The following is a 19,908-nucleotide window of genomic DNA, read 5'->3' as shown; positions in this document are numbered from 1 at the left end:
ATTTTTTCAATGCATAAATTATTTAGTGTTAAAAAGATAATAAAATTGAAAAAATTAATTTATTATTTGTTTTATAGCTTCAAGATTAGCATCTATAATCTCATCTACATCACTATCAGATAGAGTCATCCATAAGTTTATAAATCCTTTAATATTGGTAAAAAGAAATAAAGCCATCTTATTTGGACTAATGTTAATATCTAATTCTTTTTTATATATAAATTCATCAACTGATTCTTTAAAAATGCGAATTACATTATGAGTCACATTATCAAATAAATCTCTATATTCTGGATGTTGATGGTAAATACTATTAAGCATTAAATAGTATTTTTTATAATCAATTGTTTCGCCATTTATTATTTGAATAGATTTCTTATTATTCTGAATATCAATGCCTATAGAACGATAATAGATAAACCTTAATTTTTCAATAAATGAGCCTTCAAATTCATAACAACTTTTTTTTAATTCTGTGACTTTTTCTACAAAGTATTTTTGTATCATATAAGACAAAATAGCATCCTTATTTTTGTAATGATGATAAATAGAACTAGCGGCGATTTCAGATTTTTCTTTAATTTGTTTTATAGAAACATTATCATATCCATATTCCATAGATAATAAAAAAGTAACTTCAACAATTTTATTTTTTGTATTCATTATGATCTCCCCGAATAAATATGATAATTATATAGTTAAACAATACTTATATATTATGCTATTTGTAATTCACAAATTTTAAATAAAAATCCAGTTAGTACAAATAAAAACATTTATATACATGAATAAACAAGATTATAACAAGTCATAATTGGAACGAATTTTCGTTCCAATAGATTAAGATTTAATTTTTTATAAAAATTAAATCTAAGAATATGACTTTGAATGAAAAGATTAGTATAAAAAATTGACTTTAATATGTTCTCTCCCTGAATAATAAATTCAATATAAACTAATCTTTTTGTTCTAAAAACAGTATTTATTTGTTTATTTATTGTAATGGGGGTGAAAAAGAGTGATGTTTAAAAAATTAAGCATATTCTTGATAGTTTTATTTGCTTTTTGTTTTTGTTTGACTTCAGTTTCAGCAGCTGAGACCACGATTGATAATTCTACTGCTGGGGGGATTAATGGAGCAATAACAAATGATCCAAGTGATACAATAATTCTTGATCCTGGAGTTTACTCTGGGAATAACAATACTCAGATAGTTATTAATAAATCAGTTACAATTAAAGGAAATGGTCCATCAAATACTGTTATAATTGATGGAAGTAATTTATATAGTATATTCAATGTTACAGGTACTGGAACTTTAACTTTGATTAATGTTACATTAAAAAACGGTTTTGCAAATTCTCCTGATTTTTTTGGGGGAGCTATTTATAATTTAGGTACAGTCACTATGACTGATTGTGTTTTAACTGGTAATCAAGCAGGACGTTATGGAGGGGCTATTTATAATAATGGTATACTCAATGCAAACAATTGTGTGTTCGATGAAAACTATGCTCCTCAAGGAGGATCTATTTTCAATGACCCAAGGGGAAGAAGCTATATCAATAATTCAATTTTTTCAAATGGAATTGCTGATGATGGTGGAGCAATTGTTAATTATGGGAATATGAGTATTATAAATTCAACATTCATTAATAATAGTGCTAGTGATCTTGGAGGAGCTATTATATCTCAAGGACAACTTTCTATTATAGGATCTATATTTAGGAATAACACTGCTGATGTTGGTGGAGCTATAATCATAGGTCCCGCAGGTACGTTGTATATAAGTTATTCTATATTAGTTGATAATAAGGATAGTCAGAATTTTACTATTCGTAGTGATGGTAATTCCACTGCTGATTATAATTGGTGGGGTTCTAATAATCCTATTAATGTAACTGATTTTGATCTAGGTAATTATTTCACTATGATTCTAAATACTAGTGTTTTAAATAATACTTTAGAAATTGGAGATATTTTAGATTATAATTATTATTTTGTATTGAATGGTACAAGCAATAATGCTAATGCAGGTTTATACTTCCCATACTTTGAGGTAGATATATTTAAAAATGGTGTTTTGATTGAGACTATTGATGGTAGAAATAGCCAGTCTTTAACTACTGAGTTAGATTCTAAAGTTTCAAACTTCTCAACTACGTTAGATTATGAAACTCAAGGTTTTACTATATTAGCTACTGAACCAATACCACCAGTACCACCAAAACCTCCTGAACCTCCTGAACCTAATAATAATACTGATAATTCAAGTAATAATCCAGTAGCTAATGCTACTATGAAAGAAACAGGAATTCCAATAATTGCCATAATTTTAGTGCTTTTAACAAGTTTAGGATTAATCTACAGAAAACAATAAAATTTTATTTTTTCAGGGGATAATTTATTTTCTATTCCTTATTCTTTTATTTTTTATCTTTTATTTTTATTTTTATTTTTTCTTATAATTGTTATATTTATTATTTCTCCTTCTTTTTGATATTTTTAATTTTAAAGAGTTTTTATAGAAATGTTTAAATATAGTTATTTTAAAAATATTAATTATTAGTATATACTATAACTTTTATCATATTGTGTTATGCTATAATTATTTATTGTATAATATTCATTGAATTTTTGTAGAAAAAAAAGAACAAATGGAAAATTAATGGTGATGTACTGGTTCACTTTTTAAGGAGAATGAAATATGAATAAAACAACAAAAGGACTTTTCGTAGTACTAATAGGTTCTGTAATGTTATTTTCAGTACTATCTACTACAGTATTTGGGATAAGTGCAGATGAAACAAGTGTAAAAGGTACTGACAATAGTAATAGTAATGTGGTTATAGCAAAAGCAGCAAGTAATCAAATAATTTGGAATGGGAATGGTGGCAAGTTTGGAATAAAAAAAAACAAAAACCACCACAGTAAAAAAGGGAGCTAAGATAAAACTTCCTAAATCACCAAAACGTACTGATTATGTGTTAAAAGGATGGTATACAAAAAAATCTGGTGGAATAAAGATAAGTAAAAATACAATACCAAAAAAGAAAGTTATTTATTATGCGCAATGGTTAAAAAAATATACTCTAACTTTTGATCCTAATGGTGGAAAAGTAACTACTAAATCTAAGAAAGTAGCTAGAACCAAAGCTTTTGGGATCTTACCCAAACCTACTAAATCTGGATATATATTCACAGGCTGGTATACAAAAAAATCTGGTGGAACAAAAGTAGCTACCACAACCAAAATGTCTGCAAAAAACATGATAGTTTATGCACATTGGAAAAAAGGAACTTCCACCACAAACAGAACTTTGACCGCCTCTGAAAAAGCATTAGTTGGTGATTGGTGGATGGTTTCTAGTTCTGCCTCAATGATGTATTCTTTTGCAAATGATGGAACATTCACGCAATTAATTATTATGGAAGGTTCGCTTAAATTGGAGACATATGGTAAAGGAGTGTGGAGTGAATCTGGTGGTACTATTTATATGTCTAATCGAGTTGGCCAATCAAGGATTAATGGGGGATCTTGGTCAGCTTGGAAACCTTATGCAGAACCTTTAGGAACAATGAAATATCGTTTTGGTACTGATGAGAAAGGTAAGTATTTTGAAGAGCTTGCTTATGGAACTAAATATTATAAAAATTAATTATAGTTCTTAAAAAACTTAAAAAATAGATTTGGTCGAAGTTTTAAATCTTAAAGCTAAAAGATCTGGTGTATATAAACTAACTCCAAAAGCTAAAGAGTTATTACAATACTTACATTAATAAAAATACAAATTAAAATTTTGATAATATGAACAATGAAAGAAAAATTAAACTTTAAAAAAGTTCTAGAAAATTATTTGACTATATGAAGTATTATTAATTTAAAAATATTTTTGTTTTATTAAATGTTAAAAATTAGAGTAAGATATACAATGTCCTATGATATTTTTTTAAAAATAATGAAAAATGGATGGGAGGGAACAATAGAATGCTCTGAAAATAGCCTTCATGACCCATCTATATCAACATTGTATAGTAGAATAAGAATGAATCCTTTTGATGCATTAGCTGTAGATAGATTGGCTCATAAAATAAATGTTAATTTTAGAGTTGACAATAATGGAATAGTTATTCATCAAACTAGTCATAAAAACAAGCAGATGAAAATAATTTGGGAAAATATAATCAATGTATACAATACAAAAATCACTAGTGAAATTCTAATTAAAGTAGTAGATGGTAATGAATTAATAATTACGCCTCCTTTCGTCAAGCGCTTTTTTTTAAAACATTATTTTGTCAATGAATTCATTTCATATATTAACAATCATGTTCTAAAGAATAAATCTTAAATTTTATATTTTTTTTCAATAACTTAATTTAATTTTTCCATCATTTTAAATTAATAGTTACTTTAAATCTAACAGTTTTATTAATAGTTTCTGTAAGAATAATTGAGATATTCTAAAAATTAGTAATCTATTAAGTGTTTATCATGCTAAAATGTAGTTAACGGACTTGGCGAGATTTGAACTCGTGATCTAACTATTAGGGGTCTTAAACCCTTCAAAACTAGGTTAAAAGCCCATAAATAACAAATATTTTTAATACTCGTTTAAAGATGATGAGATATTATTTAAAAACTTTTTAAAAAAATATATTCTAAAAACAAAAAGCAATAAACGGGTTAGGGGATTTGAGCCCTCGATCGCAAAATTGGAAGTGTTGTCGTATCTATATACTTTTTCATTTTTTGTTAAATATATAAAGAATAGTCTAAGTCTTATCTATAATTAGAATATCAGTAAATCCAGTTGCATCGAAGACTTCCATGATTAACTCATTTGGATTTTTAATAACCATATCTCCCTGTTTTGTCATGATTTTTTGAGTGGAAAGAATAACACGGAGTCCTGCACTTGATATGTACATTAATTCTTTAAAATCAAAGATTAATAATTTTACATTGTTTAAATTATTCTTCAATTCGTTTTCTAAGATTGGAGAACTATTTGTATCTAATCTTCCTGATAATTCAACTAACAATTCAGATCCATTTAATATTTTATTTATCTTCATTTTAATTCCTCTTTATTTTGATTTAAATTGTTCATTGTTTTAAATGATTATTCTTTAATTGAATTTTATTTTAGCTAATGTATTAAATATTTTTTTAATTGTAAGCTTTATAATATAATTTTGATTAGCTAATTTTATCAATAGCTTTTTTAGTTGGTTTTTTTAATGGTTATTATGGTATTATTTAATCCTAAAATTCTACTATAACTTATTTTATCGGAAATTTTTTTGAGTACAGTTATATTATCAAATTCTTGAACATCATCGGACTGGACTGTTGGGTCATATTCAATACCAGAGTCTTTGAAAGATAATATTACTTCTCTTTTCCCTATTTTTATTAAAATATCTATGAAATCTAGTTTTTTCTTTTTATTAAAGGTATGTTTCTTTTTATTATTTGCTTTCTTTCTATTATTAATCAAATTATTTTGGTTATTATCTTGATTATTGTTATAGTTAATAATATTTACAAGGATTTCTTCAATAGCCATACCTAAATACACTGATGTTTTTTCACTCAAGCCTTTACTTTCAGAAAAATCTATAATTTTTTCAGATAAATCCATAACTTCATTTAAACCTTTTATTGTCAAATCAAATATTTCAAAATCATCACTTCTTTCTAATAATAAAAATCCTTTATATTTACCTTTAGATTTTGAAGAAATGATTTTAACTGAAACTAGTATTATTAGTATTGTTGTAATTTCAGCTATTGAAAATGAAATCCAAATTCCATATATTCCAATGATATTACTAAGAATATATGCTACTGGAATTAATATTAATAAACCTTCACAAATAGAAATTAAAAAAGATAATTTATTTTGTCCAATAGCTTGATTATAAAAGAGCATAATAAAAGTTATGGTTACACCAACAAAACTTAATGAAAAAATTCTCAAAGCATCAATTGTTGCACTAATATTTTCAGAACCTGTAATTCCATAAATCTGGACTATTATATTAGGTAAAATTATTATAGATATTGTAATAAGCATACTAATGATAATAGCTATTTTAAAAGAGTGTTTCATGACGAATTTTACTGCATTATTATCTTTTTCAGCATAAAGAACAGCTACAATTGGAGAAAATGTTTCACAAACTCCAGCTACTAATATTGATACAATTAAAAGAACATCAAAACAGGTTGCCATTGCAACAGCACCAGAACTACCCAGTGTTATTATTACAAGGGAGTTGATGATTAATATTTTTAAAAACATGAATATTTGTCCAGATGCAGGAGAAAGTCCTAATACAAAAATTGATTTCAATGTTTTAAATATATTCTCTATTTTATTTGTGAACTTTGTAACCCTATCTTTTGAAATTAAATATCTTATTACTAAGATCATTCCAAAGCAGTATCCTACAAGAGTAGCTAAGCTACCTCCCATAATTCCCATATTGGCATATTTTATAAAAACAACATCCATTATGACATTCACTACATTTGCAACTATAAAAACCATTGTAGCTAAATTAGGTTTTCCTTCAGCACGGATAAAATAACTAAATCCCAATGATAAGAGCATTAAAGGTGTTCCTAGAAATATGAAACCTAAATAATCATTTACTAACTGAAATAATTGTTGATTTCCTTGTGGATCATAGTTTAAGGTTGCATATAATTGATCATAGACTTGTTCATATGATTTAGATATTTGATTGTCTGCCATTTTATCACTTTCAAAATAATTTGTAATATTCGCTACTTTTTTTAAATATAAAATGTTTTAAACCAATATTTTTAACTAATTTCTATAATTTTTAAAATTTTAATATAATTATTTATAGTAGTGAATATTCTCTACTTTTTTATTTTATTAATATCTTTAATATAAACTTATCTATATAAAAAATATAAAAAAGAACATAAAAAATATAAACTTAAACATAATATATATATATATATATATATATATTTACCAGTTATATATAAACTAATAAATAAAAAATATTTACTATATAGAAAATAAAAATGAATTATTAAAATACAATCTAAATGTTTTAGAAATATTTAAAATGGTATAAATAAACAATTAAGAATTAAAAATAGGTAATTAACTATTAAAAAGAGAAATAATTAATAAAATATGAATAATCAGTAAGATTAGAATTAAGATGGTAATAATTAATAAAATAAAAAAATCTAAAAAAGTGTAATAAAAAATCTAATAAAACCATGTATTAAATAATAACTTTTATAGATTTGTTGGTTCTGATGAATAAACTGAAATTTCTAATTCTTTAGCTAAATAGTCTTCTATAGCTTCACCAAATTTAGTGAAATGAACTTGATTTAAATGAGAAGTTAAACAATCCTTATTTTCCCATTTTTCAACAAATAAAAGAGAATTATCCTCGTCTAATTGATCATATAAATTATATTCTACGCATCCTTTTTCTTTTCGTGTTTTTCTAATTAGTTCTTTAGATTCTTTAATAATATTATTTTTCATACCTTCTTTTGCTACTATTTTAGCTAATACTATAATCATATTTATTCACCTATAATAAAATTCTATAATAAAAGTTATATGGTAATTTTGTATTTTCTACAAACTACCATAGTATTTAATGTTTTTATTTCTATCTAATCTAAATTTAGCCCTTTTATTCTCAAACCTCCATTTAATGAAACTTTTCGTAAGTGTTTTTATACATGTTTTATATTTTTTATATTACATATTTTCATCAATTATAACTACTGGTTTTATCAAGTCTCTTGGTTTTTCTTTCATTAGGAGTAATGCTTCTTCAATTTTATCAAATCCATGGAATACATGTGTTGCCATTAGTCCTGGATCCATTCTTCCGTAAGATACTATATCAGCTAATCTTTCCATTCTGACTCTTCCACCAGGACATAATCCTGTTGCAAAATCTTTATCTGCCATTCCGAAACCCCATCCTTCACGACAGATAGGTAAAGTTTCTCCACTTCCAAAGTAATTGATATTTGAAACTATAGATCCTGCTTTTGCAGTTCTAACAGCATCTAGTATTATATCTGGTCCTCCTCCTGCTATAATAACTGAATCAACACCTTTTCCACTGGTTGCTTCTAATATTTGTTCATCTGTTGGTCCTTCTTTATATGATATTATATCGGTTGCACCATATTCTTTAGCTACCTCTATTGCTTTGGGACGAGTTCCAACTGCGAAAATCTTCCCTGCACCTTGTAGCTTTGCACCAGCAATAGCTGATAATCCAACAGGTCCAATTCCTAATACTGCTACTGTTCCTCCCATTGGGATATTAGAATTTTCAGCTCCCATAAACCCAGTAGATAACATATCAGGTATCATAACAGCTGCTTCAAGAGACATCCCTTCAGGTAAATGTGCCAGGTTTGCATCTGCTAAGTTCACATGGAAATATTCTCCAAAGACTCCGTCTTTAAAGTTAGAGAATTTCCATCCTCCTAATGGTCCAGTTGTTTGTGAGGAAAATCCTCTTTGTGCTGCTTCATCATCCCAATCAGGAGTTATAGCTGGAACAATTACTCTATCTCCTGGCTTAAAATCTTTTACTTCACTTCCAACTTCATCAACTACACCTAAAGCTTCATGTCCTAATATAAGATTGTGTCTATCTCCTATTGCACCTTCCCATACAGTGTGTATATCTGATGTACATGGAGCAAGGGCTAATGGTTTTACCAGTGCATCACGAGAACCTATTTCAGGTTTATCTTTTTCAATCCATCCAATTTCACCTATTCTTAACATTGCCAATCCTTTCATTATATCACCTATTATGTATACAAATGGTATTATGGCACTTAAAATTCTATCGCTTTATTATTGCTTTCTTGAATAAGGAAACAGAATAATATATTGTATTATAATACTCTTCAAATTAGATTTTAGTATTAGTTGTATTTCAATTAATTTGTTTCGAATATCTTCAATATTAGTAGAGATACATAATCTGTATAACTAATAATATTTTGATATTTTTAATATTTGATTGATTTTTGACATTAAATGCCATCAATACTCATTAATACTGATATAGTATTAATACATAAATACTTTTCTAAATAATTCTTAATATTCTAATAATATTATTTTTAAGTTTAGTAATAATAATATTAAATAAAAAATATATGATAAATAAAAAGATATATGATAATATGGATTATTCAATTATTTATAAAGCTAATATTTTAATATTTTTAATTTTAATATATTGCTATCTTACTATCCTAATATATTAATCTCTTAATATTTTAAATAAGCAAAAAAACAATATTATATTAAAAATAGCTAAATAATAATTACATTAGAAATAAAATAATTAATAATCATTAATAAAACAATTAATAAAATAATTAATACAATTATTAGTTAAATTATTAGTTGAACTATTAATTAAATTATTAATTAAAGTAAAAAATAAATTTTATCTTTTTAATAGCTGTCCTGGATTTAAAAAGTTTTCTAAAAATTTTAAAAAGTCTGTGTTTTCTTTTAAACTTTCATCTTTTAGTAGGTGTTTGATACTTTGCCAGGTGTATGTGTCTATTAAAAGTCCCTTCATATTCTTCCCTACCTTTATAATATGGATATTCTCTTTTGTTAAAACACTTTTGATAAAATTCTTTGCAGTTTTAAATTGCCTTTCTTTATTTAAAACAAGTTTATCTTCGAGAATATAATAATCTTCACCATGAGATTTTATAAAGTTTTCACATGCTTTTTTATCCCAAACTCTAGGACCTTCATGAATATAATATTTACTTTGCTTGTAAACACTTAACTCAAATATAAAAACTCCTATTTTCTTTTCATCAGTCCAATAATCACTTTTAAAAACTGAAAAATCGTTATCTTCTAATTTTTCTTCAATTGACTGTTGGGTTTTTTTAAGTTGAGGATGAATAGAATCAACAGAAATATCTGGAATATTAAATTTTATCGTGATTGTTTTAGTTTTTCTATCCTTAAATTGTTTATATAACTCATAAGGACTAATCTGATCATGTATTTCTTTTTCAGACATTTTTTCTTCAAAAGTTTCTTTTTTATCAATTCCATAAAAGAATTTTATTTTATCGGCTTCATTAGAATTTAAGAAGTTTCTTGAAGCTATTATAAACTCAGACATCCTTTCTTTTGTTAATGCAGCTCCAACATTTCGTGTTTTGTCAGTTGGATCAATAGCTATAAGGGGATCTTTAAACAATTTATCTGTTTTATAATCTTCTAAATCAATAACTGTCTTATTTTTCCAATTAGCTGCTGCTTCAAGAGTCTCTTCAAAAGTATTATATCTAAGTATTAGCATTTCACAAAGATAACCTGCAAATCCACCAACTTTAAACTCAGATCCATAAACTCCAACTTCACTCATGAATTTTTTAAGAAGTAATACTTCATCTTTTTGTTTTTCACTTTTTAAATGTTTTTTAATATAGTTTGTGTGGAGTATTGTTCTATCAACTGCTGATTTTAATTCTTTAGCAGTTTTTATCTTATAACATGGAACAAAATCAACATAATAACCATTAATATGGCTTGTAAGGTAAGGATGGGATGCATAATGTTCTTCAGCTATTCCATTTAGATGTTCGCTACAATTATGTCCTAAATAAAGACCTTTTTCTTTTAAATAATCTTCATCTTCTTCAAGTGAGAAATTAATGAATATATCAATATCAGAACTTCCAGATAACCATGTCCCTTTAGCTATTGAACCAACAAGTTTTGCTTCAACATTGATATCTTCTTCTTTAGCTATTTTATTAATGTAGCTTATTGCATCTTTAGCAATTTCATGAACCTTTTTTATTTCTGATTCTTTTGGTTTTATTTCTTTTAATATTTCCTTATAGTTCATAAAATCACTTAATAAAGATATGTATTTATATAAATACTAATAATGTTATTAATACCATTAATACCATTAATACCATTAATACCATTAATAATTATAATAATCATAATATTTATAATAATACTAATAATTGTAGTAATACTAATATTAATACTAATTTGATTTTATTATATACTAATATTTATAATACTTATAATAATTTTAATGTTTATAATAATCTTAGTATTTATAATACTTTTAATAATAATTAATAATATTTTTAATAATATATGTAATAATTATAATAATAACAATAACAACTATATCAATGGATTACTAATAATTTTATCAATATAATATTATAGTTATACTAATTTATATTATACTAATAAATTATAATATAAATTATAGTATAAATTATAATATGAATAATAATATAAATATTTATTAATATAGATATAATTAAGATATAAATAATTAAAGTATTAAAGTTCGAAAACTTTAATATTAGAATAAATTGGACCTTTTGGTGTGAGTTCACTTATTTTTAGAGATATTTTTTCAATATTCATGTTTCCAATTTCAAAATTTTCTAATTTTTCTATTTTTGATTTAAATTCATTTTTGTCCTTTAGATTCCTTATTCTTCCAATGGTAATATGAGTTTTAAATTGTTTATCTAATTTAAATCCAATTTTTTTAAATTCTAAATCTAATGCATCGTGTAGTTTAGTTATAAACTCACTATTTTCACATCCAACCCACAATACTTTCATATAATTTTTATTTGGAAAAGTCCCAAGTCCTTTGATAGATATTTCATTTGAAAAATTATCTTTAAAGTTTATTTCATTTAAAACCTTTAAAATACAGTTTTTAACTTCAAAAATTTTATCTTTATCTATATCTCCAAAAAATTTAAGCGTAAAATGTAGATTTTCCTCTTCTACATATTTTACATTGTTATTCGTGTTTTTAAATTCCTCTTGAACTTTTACTATATTTTGAATTAAATCTGAATCTATATCTATAGCTAAAAAACAACGTTGTTTTGCCACCATAATTTCACATATATACTTTAATTCCATAACTTTTTATTTAAAAGTTATAATTAACCTTTGATTTGTGTTTAAAGTATTATTTTTCAATTATATTTTCTTCTATAGACATTCCAAAATGTCTTGCTCCTTGATCAATGAATACTTTAAGTTTATCTCCAACTTGAATATCGGATACTGAGATAGCTTCATTTTTATCATTTACAAGTCTTATTGTTTCAGCATTCTGTAATAAAGATTTTATCTTAATTTCATCGAATTCAGCTTCTATCAATATAAGAGGCCTCTTTTCGATTTTAGACCTTCCTACTATAACAGTTCTACTATTGCCATCTTTATCAACAGCTAATACTTCATCACCAGTTTCAAGTTCAGATAAGTATTTTGTCTTATTTCCAGGTACCATTACATAAGCTTGTACAGGACCTGCATTTACCCTAAATGGTCTTGATGCAACATATTCACTTTCAAGAGATTCACTATGAACTAAAAACATAGCTTTTGAGTATGATCCAATCAACATTCCCTCTCCAGGAATTAACATTGAGGTTGTATCAATACATACTCTATCCCCACTTCCAACAGGCTTAATATCTGTGACTGTTGCTTCTTTTAACTCATATCTTTCAGTAGATGCATCTTCAATTATTTTAGCTATTTCTTTTATTTGCTTGAAGCTTTTTGGTTTAAATATTATTCCATCAGTTCCAATTTCTAAGGTTTCAATAGCTAGTTTAGCTTCTTCAGGGCTATTTACAGCAGCTATTAATTTTACATCTACACCTTGAAGATCTGCGATTATATTTTCAAGGGGGATAATTGTCCAATCTTTTCCAACGAGAATTAAATAATCAACAACTTTTCCAAGGACTCTAGCTAACTCTTCATGTTTTTTACTATTAATTTCAACATAAGCTACGACTTTTTTCCCCTTATTTTTATAGCTTTTAGCTACTTTTAAGTCATTGGAATCATTTAAATCAGTATCATTACCTAATTGAAGAGTTCCATCACCTTCTCCATTGATACCAACAATGGATATATCTGCATTTTCATCTTCGCTTATGACTTCAATGTTTCCTAATTTTTTTATATTGTTGATGTCTTTTAAATCTAAAACATGGTCGATTCTAGATTCAAGTCCAGTTGTTATTAGTTCTTTTTTTTCTTCCCATTTTATATCAGGGGTCATTATCCAAGCAAATTTATTTTTCAAGGCAAGATCTCCTTAATATGTTAATAAAATTTAGTTTGATATTTTAAATTATTTAGTTCAGATTTTAGATTACTTAATTAATATTTAGATTATTTAATCCATGTTTTAGATTATTTTGAATTATTTATTTTTGTTTTAAATTATTTAATCAATATTTTAGATTATTTGATTTAATTTAATTTTTTTAATCTAATATTTTTAGAGCTTCTTCAACATCTAAATCTTTATGAACAACTTCAGCTATAGCTTTTGTAATTTTTCCAGGAGATTTAGCTTGGAAAAGGTTTCTTCCAAATGCAACTCCAGCACCACCAACTTCGAGGGAATCTCTAACCATTTCTAACAATTCTCTATCAGTTTCAACTTTAGGTCCTCCAGCTATTACAACTGGAACTAATGCTCCTTCAACTACTTCTTTAAAGCTATCTGGATCACCAGTATAGTTTGTTTTAACAATATCAACACCAAGTTCAGATCCAACTCTTGCTGCGTGTTTTACAAGTTCAACATCATGTTCATTTTTAATTTTTTGACCTCTTGGATACATCATTGCAAGTAGTGGAATTCCCCATTGACTGCATGTTTCAGCTATTTCACCCAATTCCATTAACATTTCAGCTTCTGTTTCTGAACCAATATTTACATGTACTGATACTGCATCAGCTCCAAGCTGAATTGCTTTTTCAACAGATGTAACTAAAACTTTATTGTTTGGGTCAGGACTAAGTGAAGTACTAGCTGATAAGTGTATAATAAGACCAAGATCTTTACCATATCCTCTGTGACCTTGTTCGATTATTCCTTTATGCATTAAAACTGCATTCGCTCCTCCACGAGAGATACTTTCAATTGTTTCACTCATATTTACTATACCTTTAACAGGGCCAATTGATACTCCATGATCCATCGGTGCAATAACAGTTCTATTAGTTTTTCTATCTATGATTCTTTCTAAACGAATCCTTTTTCCAATCATAATTAGCCATTCTCCTATAAATTCTACTTTTCTATTTTTTTGAATAAGATTAATCCTATTAAGCTAATAACCTTTTTAAGCTTTAAGATAGATTTAAGCTTTAACTTAAAAGTATTTTTATAATTTTTTTAATAATAAAAGTATTTATATTTCTTTAACTATAAAATATTTTTTAATTATATAAATATTAATAAGCTTATATGAATATTATAATAAAAATGATAATTAATAAAATCAATTTAATATTAATAAAAATATAAAAATTATATAAAAATTGAATAAAAATTATATAAGATTATATAAGATTATATAAAATCATATAGAAATATTATAAAAATTAATAATTATGATATTTATTAAGTTATTAAGTTATTAAGAAGTTATTAAGTTATGAAATTAATAATATTAATCATACTAATATAAATTAATAATTTTGTAATTAATAGATTAATAATTAATAATATTAAAATTACTATACTAATGAATTGTATTTAATAAATTAATAAATTATAATTAACATACAAAAATATTATGATCAATTAACTTTTTTTGTTTTTATTTAATTTAGGACTCCAAAGTTCAAACTCTTTTATTTGTGGAGGTATACCTTCATTTCCACATGATTCTAACCATCCTTCATTAGATTCAAACACTTCTTCAGTTTTAGAACTTCTAACAAAATCTATAAGTCCTCTATTTCTAATTAATGTTATTTTAGGTTTTAATAATGATGCCCATATAAAATATACTTTAAATGTTGTATCTGGATGATAACCTCCTCCAAGATCAACAGAAAGAACATCACACTTGTTTAAATTTTTATATACTTTTTCTAATGTGGTGTGAAGGCGAACATCACCACTGATAAATTTTAAATTGTTATATTTTTTAGCTAAAATATCCATTTTAGGTATTGCTTCTGGACTGTTGTCTAATGCAATTAACTTTCCATTTTTAATATTTTTAGCTATTATTTCACTTGTGTTTCCAACATGACACCCTAATTCAACTACTGTATCTCCTTCGTTTAAAACCTCTTTTAGTTGCTTTCTATACACTTTAATGTCATAACTAATTAGTATCATATTATCTTTAGCTTTATTTTAATTAAATCCTGTCATATTATTATTAAACTTTTTAATATTATTCTTATTTTAATATTATTCATTATTTTATATTATTGATTAATTTTCATACTTTAATCAAACTTTAATATTATCAATCAATTTTTATATTATCATTATATATTTTAGATATTTTAAAATCAATAGCTTTTAAATTATCAGACTTTTGAATTTTTCCTAAATCTTCCTTTTTTGCAATTGCAAATACTGTATTTCCAAGCATTGCCATTGATGCTCCAATTGTACATTTTTTTAATTCATTAACAATTTTCAAAAGTTCTTTATTCATCAATCCTGTTTTCTTTGCAAATTCATATGAGCAATCCATAAAATTTTCAATTGTTGGATTATTAATTATTTTTTCCTGCATAATAAGACCAAATTTATTTATGTCCTTCTTCTTTTTGGGGTTTTTTATAATGCTTGAAGTGTCTATTTCTCCAAATGTTTTTGTAAGGACTAATATATCAGAAAAATTATTTTTATCTTCTATAATATTTGTTTTACCAATTTTTGGTGCTCCAGGAGAGGTTCTAATAACAATACCTTTTGATGTTTGAGACAAAACGTCTCCCAATCCACTTCCAAGTTCAACTTCTGTTAAATGAGCAATTTGACCTGCTTGGTTATTAGATAAATCTAAATTAAAGATTTTTGATAGTCCAATAGCTGTTCCAAATGAGCATGAAGCTGAAGTACCAAATCCAGATCCTACTGGAACATTTATTTCATGATTAATAATTATATTATCTTTCAATTCAAATTTTCCATTATTTTTTCCATTATTTTTAATAATATAATTTTTCAATATTTCTATTGTTTTTAGAGTTATTAACTCATTTTTTGGATCTTTTTTACCATTTATTCTAATTTGAATTTGATGAATTTCATTATTTTCTTTTTTTATGGTTTGTATACTTGTTTTAACTCCACTATCAATTAAGACCCCTGCTCCACAAGAACCTTTTTTTAAAGGATTTTCATCTTCTTTTATACTGAAAAATCCAGTTATATGACTTGGCACAAAAATAGAAACTTTCATATTCATTCCTTTTAATTTTATTCTAAAACTTTTTAAAGTCTTTTTAATCTTTTTTAAAAGCTTTCTTAAAATAGCTTTCTTAAAATCTTTTAAAACATTTTTAAATTCTTTTTTAAATGCAATAAATAATTTTAATAAATAATTTTAATAAATATTTTGACAGTTAATGAATAATATGCAATAAGTATTTTAATAATAAAATATATTATTAATAAAATTATATATTTATATATTTAATTACTATATATCTAATTATTATATATCAAATTATTATATATTTAATTTATATACTTATTTTTAGTATAATATAATTAATTGTATTATAATAATAAAATTATAGAATGATAATAAATTATTTCATTATTTAATCATTAAACAGTTATTAAACATATTAAGGAGAAATATTTTTGAATAAAAGAATAGATTTACACATGCATAGCTTATTTAGTGATGGTGAATTACTTCCTTCTGAATTAGCTAGAAGAGCTGCAGTTTTAAACCATGAAACAATTGCTATAACCGACCATATCGATTCTTCGAATATAAGTTCTTTATCTAAACTAGCTGGAGCTCTTGATGATATTAATGAAAATTGGGATATTAATGTTGTTCCTGGTGCTGAAATAACTCATGTTCCTATTGAAGTTATTGATAATTTAGCTTTAAAGGCAAGGGAGTTTGGAGCTAAGATTATTGTTGTTCATGGAGAAACATTATCTGAACCAGTTATTCCTGGAACTAACTTAGCTGCAGTTCAATCTGAGAATGTGGATATTTTAGCTCATCCAGGTCTTATAACTCATGAAGAAGCTGAAATAGCTAAAGATAATAATATATTTCTTGAAATTAGTGCAAGAGCAGGTCATAGTTTAGCTAATGGCCATGTAGCTAAAGTAGCTTGTGATGTTGGTGCTGATTTAGTAATTGATACTGATGCTCATGCTCCTAATGATTTAATAACATTTGAAAAAGCTAAATTTATTGGTTTAGGTGCTGGACTATCTGAAAAACAGGTTGATAAAGCTTTAATTGATAACCCAATTAAAATTCTTAAAAAAAGAAATATTATTTAATCTAGTTACAGTAAAAATAAATTAAAATTAAAAATATAGTAATATTAAAAATATATTTAATATAATATTGATATTATTATATTTATTTAACTATAAATTTTATTCAATATAACTAGTTTTAATATATCCAATATAAGAAATAGTTTTATATTTATTATCTAAAATTAGTTTTAGTATATTTAATATTTAAAATAAATTTAATAAAAAAAATAAGAGGAATAATTCCTCTTTAATTGTTTAATTTTTTAAAATCTTTTAATTTTACTTATAATAAACTTTTTTAAAGTCTAACTTTTTTAAAAGCTTATACTTGCGGATTTTCCTTGTCCTTTTAAGGTATATGTATTGACATTCCAGTTTTTAACAGTACCTAAGCTATTTTGTGAGCTAGTAGTGTCTGCTAATACCCAAGTGTCACCTACTTTTATCTGTGCAAACACATGTCCTACTTTTCCACTTACTGTGAAAATACAGTCTGCATGAACATATCTTGCAGCTAAACCAGATGCTCTTGATAAAGCTATCAATAAATGGGTTTGGTCAACACAGTTTCCCCATTTTCTATTTAAAGCTCCTACAGCACCATTTCCTCCACTAAGAGAATTTTCATAGTAACTATATTTTATATTATCTCTTACATAGTTAAATATTGCAGTTGCTTTTTCAAGTTCAGTTTTACAGTTTTTAGTTAAACTTGCTGCTAATGATTTTATTGCAGCATTATTTACTTGACAATTAGTAGTTGCTACTAAGTATTTTTGTAATTCACTTGCACTTAATGTATTTTTTTCATTTAAAGGACCTGTAGGAATAGAACCAGATCCACTTCCTCCGCTACTTCCACTTCCTCCATTTAATTTATCCGTACTTTTTACATTTAAGGCTAAATAATTTGGCAATCTCCCTTCTGATTTTGAGAATTCAAGGATTTTTGAAAAACCTAATATTAAGGTTTGGAATTGCATATTACCTAATGTCGAACTTCCATAGTTAGGAGCCTGACCATTTTTAACCATATATGCTGAAACTCTTGAAGCTAAATCTACAAAGTCATTTTTGTAAATATTTCCATTTATTGAGCTTCCAGTAGGATTTGAAGGAGCTTTAAAGGTCTTAGCTACAACACCGCTACTAACACCTTTATTTATATTAACAATTGCAGTTGATGCTAAATATAAAAAGTCAGTCATTGAATATTGCTTTCCATTAATTACAACATAGTTCGGAAGAACACCATTGTTTTTAACAAATGCTTCTACTCTAGCTCCTGCATCTTTAATATTAGCTAAACTGATTGTATCGGAGTTTGATGAACCGTTTGATCCACTATTTCCACCTGTACCACTATCATTTGTTGAAGAACTACCAACTGTAATTCCATTTTTACCATTATAGTTAGGTACAACTTTATTTAAAGTAGTAGAAATTTTTTTATCAAATGAAACATAGTTAGGCATTACTTTATTGTTTTTATAGTAATCTACTATCTTAGCAAATCCATAAATCATAGTTTGGAATTGTATGTTTCCAAGAGTTGAACCTCCATAGTTTGGGGCTTGGTTGTTCTTATCTGTAAATGAAACAATTCTTTTTGCTAAGTCAACATAACCAGCTTTGTATAAATTTCCATTAGTTACACCACCATTAGGGTAACTTGGATCTTTAACATTTTTTGCAGTTATATCTGAATTACTGCCTCCATTTAAATTTATAATGGATTTAGAGAGTAAATATAAAAATTCACCCATAGATATTTTTTCACCGCAAAGAGTTATATAATCTGGAAGTTTACCATTTTTTTCAACGTATTTCTTTAATTCAGTTGCTGCAGACATAATATCTTTATTACTAAATTTAACTGTTGAAGTTAAAGTAGCGAGGGTTTTTAAGATAGTTGTATCAGAACTGCTTAAAACTGCACTATTCGAATTTGTTGTTGAAGTATTACCTAATTGGTTTGTTTTCTCAGAATTTCCTTCGCTTGAATTATTTATTTGACTATTATTATAGTCTGAATTATTATTAGTTTCTAAAGATTCTGAGACTGAATCATTTGAACTATTTGATGAAGATTCGATATCATTTTGATTTTCATTAATATTATTAATATTTTCGTTAGTTATATTAATAATATCTTGGTCTGAATTATCATTTGTACTTATTGAATCCTCAGGCAAATTATCCGCACTTTCTGTAAAAAGATTTTCTATAGTATCGTTTGTGTCACTAGCATATATTAAACTACTATTTGCAATAATGAGTAGTACAATAAATACAAATAACATTTTTACCCTATTCGAAATTTTTTTACCTCCAATTTCTCAATTAAAGAGCTTTTTTTATATTGTATGAACATTTTAAAATTTTTATAAAATTTCATATAATATAACTCTAAAACTGAGTATTTAATTGTTTTGTCTTTTAAACAATATAAATGTATTGTTTTTTCTCATTGCAGCTTTTTTTTCAACTATTAATCTTATTTCAAGAGTATTCTATTATTAT

General features: G+C 25.4%; 17 protein-coding genes. 5 read left to right on the top strand and 12 right to left on the bottom strand.

What is annotated here, in order from left to right; all coding sequences use genetic code 11:
* Positions 1 to 54: 54 nt before the first annotated feature.
* Positions 55 to 663 (bottom strand): TetR/AcrR family transcriptional regulator, encoded by a 609-nt coding sequence (locus MarbSA_RS02375; RefSeq protein WP_221061778.1) that lies wholly within the window; start codon positions 661 to 663, stop codon positions 55 to 57.
* Between the two features lie 358 nt (positions 664 to 1,021).
* On the opposite strand from MarbSA_RS02375, the gene MarbSA_RS02370 reads away from it, so the two are divergent.
* The 4 genes from MarbSA_RS02370 (at position 1,022) to MarbSA_RS02355 (ending at position 4,352) form a co-directional block, all read left to right on the top strand.
* A complete protein-coding gene (locus MarbSA_RS02370) occupies positions 1,022 to 2,380 on the top strand; it encodes a hypothetical protein (protein WP_244987909.1) in 1,359 nt (452 codons plus the stop codon).
* 327 nt (positions 2,381 to 2,707) lie between these two features.
* Positions 2,708 to 2,947, top strand: a complete 240-nt coding sequence (locus MarbSA_RS02365; protein WP_221061776.1) for a hypothetical protein — start codon at positions 2,708 to 2,710, stop codon at positions 2,945 to 2,947.
* A gap of 1 nt (position 2,948) precedes the next feature.
* Positions 2,949 to 3,659, top strand: coding sequence for an InlB B-repeat-containing protein (locus MarbSA_RS02360; RefSeq protein ID WP_244987908.1), 711 nt, complete (start codon positions 2,949 to 2,951; stop codon positions 3,657 to 3,659).
* A gap of 246 nt (positions 3,660 to 3,905) precedes the next feature.
* Entirely contained in the window at positions 3,906 to 4,352 is a 447-nt protein-coding gene (locus tag MarbSA_RS02355) for a hypothetical protein (RefSeq protein ID WP_221061774.1), read from the top strand.
* 424 nt (positions 4,353 to 4,776) lie between these two features.
* On the opposite strand, the gene MarbSA_RS02350 is transcribed toward MarbSA_RS02355, so the two are convergent.
* The 10 genes from MarbSA_RS02350 to MarbSA_RS02305 form a co-directional block, all read right to left on the bottom strand.
* Positions 4,777 to 5,079 (bottom strand): STAS domain-containing protein, encoded by a 303-nt coding sequence (locus MarbSA_RS02350; RefSeq protein WP_054835116.1) that lies wholly within the window; start codon positions 5,077 to 5,079, stop codon positions 4,777 to 4,779.
* 149 nt (positions 5,080 to 5,228) lie between these two features.
* Positions 5,229 to 6,767, bottom strand: coding sequence for an MATE family efflux transporter (locus tag MarbSA_RS02345; RefSeq protein WP_054835117.1), 1,539 nt, complete (start codon positions 6,765 to 6,767; stop codon positions 5,229 to 5,231).
* 525 nt (positions 6,768 to 7,292) lie between these two features.
* Positions 7,293 to 7,589: a putative quinol monooxygenase gene (locus tag MarbSA_RS02340; protein WP_054835782.1), complete on the bottom strand. Its 297-nt coding sequence runs from the start codon at positions 7,587 to 7,589 to the stop codon at positions 7,293 to 7,295.
* 183 nt (positions 7,590 to 7,772) lie between these two features.
* Positions 7,773 to 8,840, bottom strand: a complete 1,068-nt coding sequence (locus tag MarbSA_RS02335) for an NAD(P)-dependent alcohol dehydrogenase (RefSeq protein WP_221061773.1) — start codon at positions 8,838 to 8,840, stop codon at positions 7,773 to 7,775.
* A 661-nt stretch (positions 8,841 to 9,501) separates the two neighbouring features.
* Positions 9,502 to 10,938: a CCA tRNA nucleotidyltransferase gene (gene cca, locus MarbSA_RS02330; RefSeq protein ID WP_221061772.1), complete on the bottom strand. Its 1,437-nt coding sequence runs from the start codon at positions 10,936 to 10,938 to the stop codon at positions 9,502 to 9,504.
* Positions 10,939 to 11,399: 461 nt separating this feature from the next.
* Positions 11,400 to 11,975, bottom strand: coding sequence for an RNA 2',3'-cyclic phosphodiesterase (gene thpR / locus MarbSA_RS02325; RefSeq protein ID WP_221061771.1), 576 nt, complete (start codon positions 11,973 to 11,975; stop codon positions 11,400 to 11,402).
* A gap of 76 nt (positions 11,976 to 12,051) precedes the next feature.
* A complete protein-coding gene (locus MarbSA_RS02320; protein WP_221061770.1) occupies positions 12,052 to 13,188 on the bottom strand; it encodes a 3-dehydroquinate synthase II in 1,137 nt (378 codons plus the stop codon).
* 184 nt (positions 13,189 to 13,372) lie between these two features.
* Complete coding sequence (locus tag MarbSA_RS02315) at positions 13,373 to 14,167, bottom strand: 2-amino-3,7-dideoxy-D-threo-hept-6-ulosonate synthase (protein ID WP_197016931.1); 795 nt, start codon at positions 14,165 to 14,167, stop codon at positions 13,373 to 13,375.
* Positions 14,168 to 14,703: 536 nt separating this feature from the next.
* A complete protein-coding gene (locus MarbSA_RS02310) occupies positions 14,704 to 15,249 on the bottom strand; it encodes a methyltransferase domain-containing protein (RefSeq protein WP_054835819.1) in 546 nt (181 codons plus the stop codon).
* A gap of 133 nt (positions 15,250 to 15,382) precedes the next feature.
* Positions 15,383 to 16,330, bottom strand: a complete 948-nt coding sequence (locus MarbSA_RS02305) for a pantoate kinase (RefSeq protein WP_221061769.1) — start codon at positions 16,328 to 16,330, stop codon at positions 15,383 to 15,385.
* Positions 16,331 to 16,737: 407 nt separating this feature from the next.
* Between MarbSA_RS02305 and MarbSA_RS02300 the strand changes: the two genes are divergently transcribed.
* Positions 16,738 to 17,403 (top strand): histidinol phosphate phosphatase domain-containing protein, encoded by a 666-nt coding sequence (locus tag MarbSA_RS02300; protein WP_042704281.1) that lies wholly within the window; start codon positions 16,738 to 16,740, stop codon positions 17,401 to 17,403.
* A 296-nt stretch (positions 17,404 to 17,699) separates the two neighbouring features.
* Here the strand turns inward: MarbSA_RS02300 and MarbSA_RS02295 are convergent, their stop codons facing one another.
* Positions 17,700 to 19,688: a pseudomurein-binding repeat-containing protein gene (locus MarbSA_RS02295; protein WP_221061768.1), complete on the bottom strand. Its 1,989-nt coding sequence runs from the start codon at positions 19,686 to 19,688 to the stop codon at positions 17,700 to 17,702.
* Between the last annotated feature and the right edge of the window lie 220 nt (positions 19,689 to 19,908).

This window comes from Methanobrevibacter arboriphilus, assembly GCF_019669925.1.
GTDB classification, from domain to species: domain Archaea; phylum Methanobacteriota; class Methanobacteria; order Methanobacteriales; family Methanobacteriaceae; genus Methanobinarius; species Methanobinarius arboriphilus_A.
Note: the sequence above shows the minus strand (reverse complement) of the source record. Positions and strands in the feature narration are given on the sequence as shown.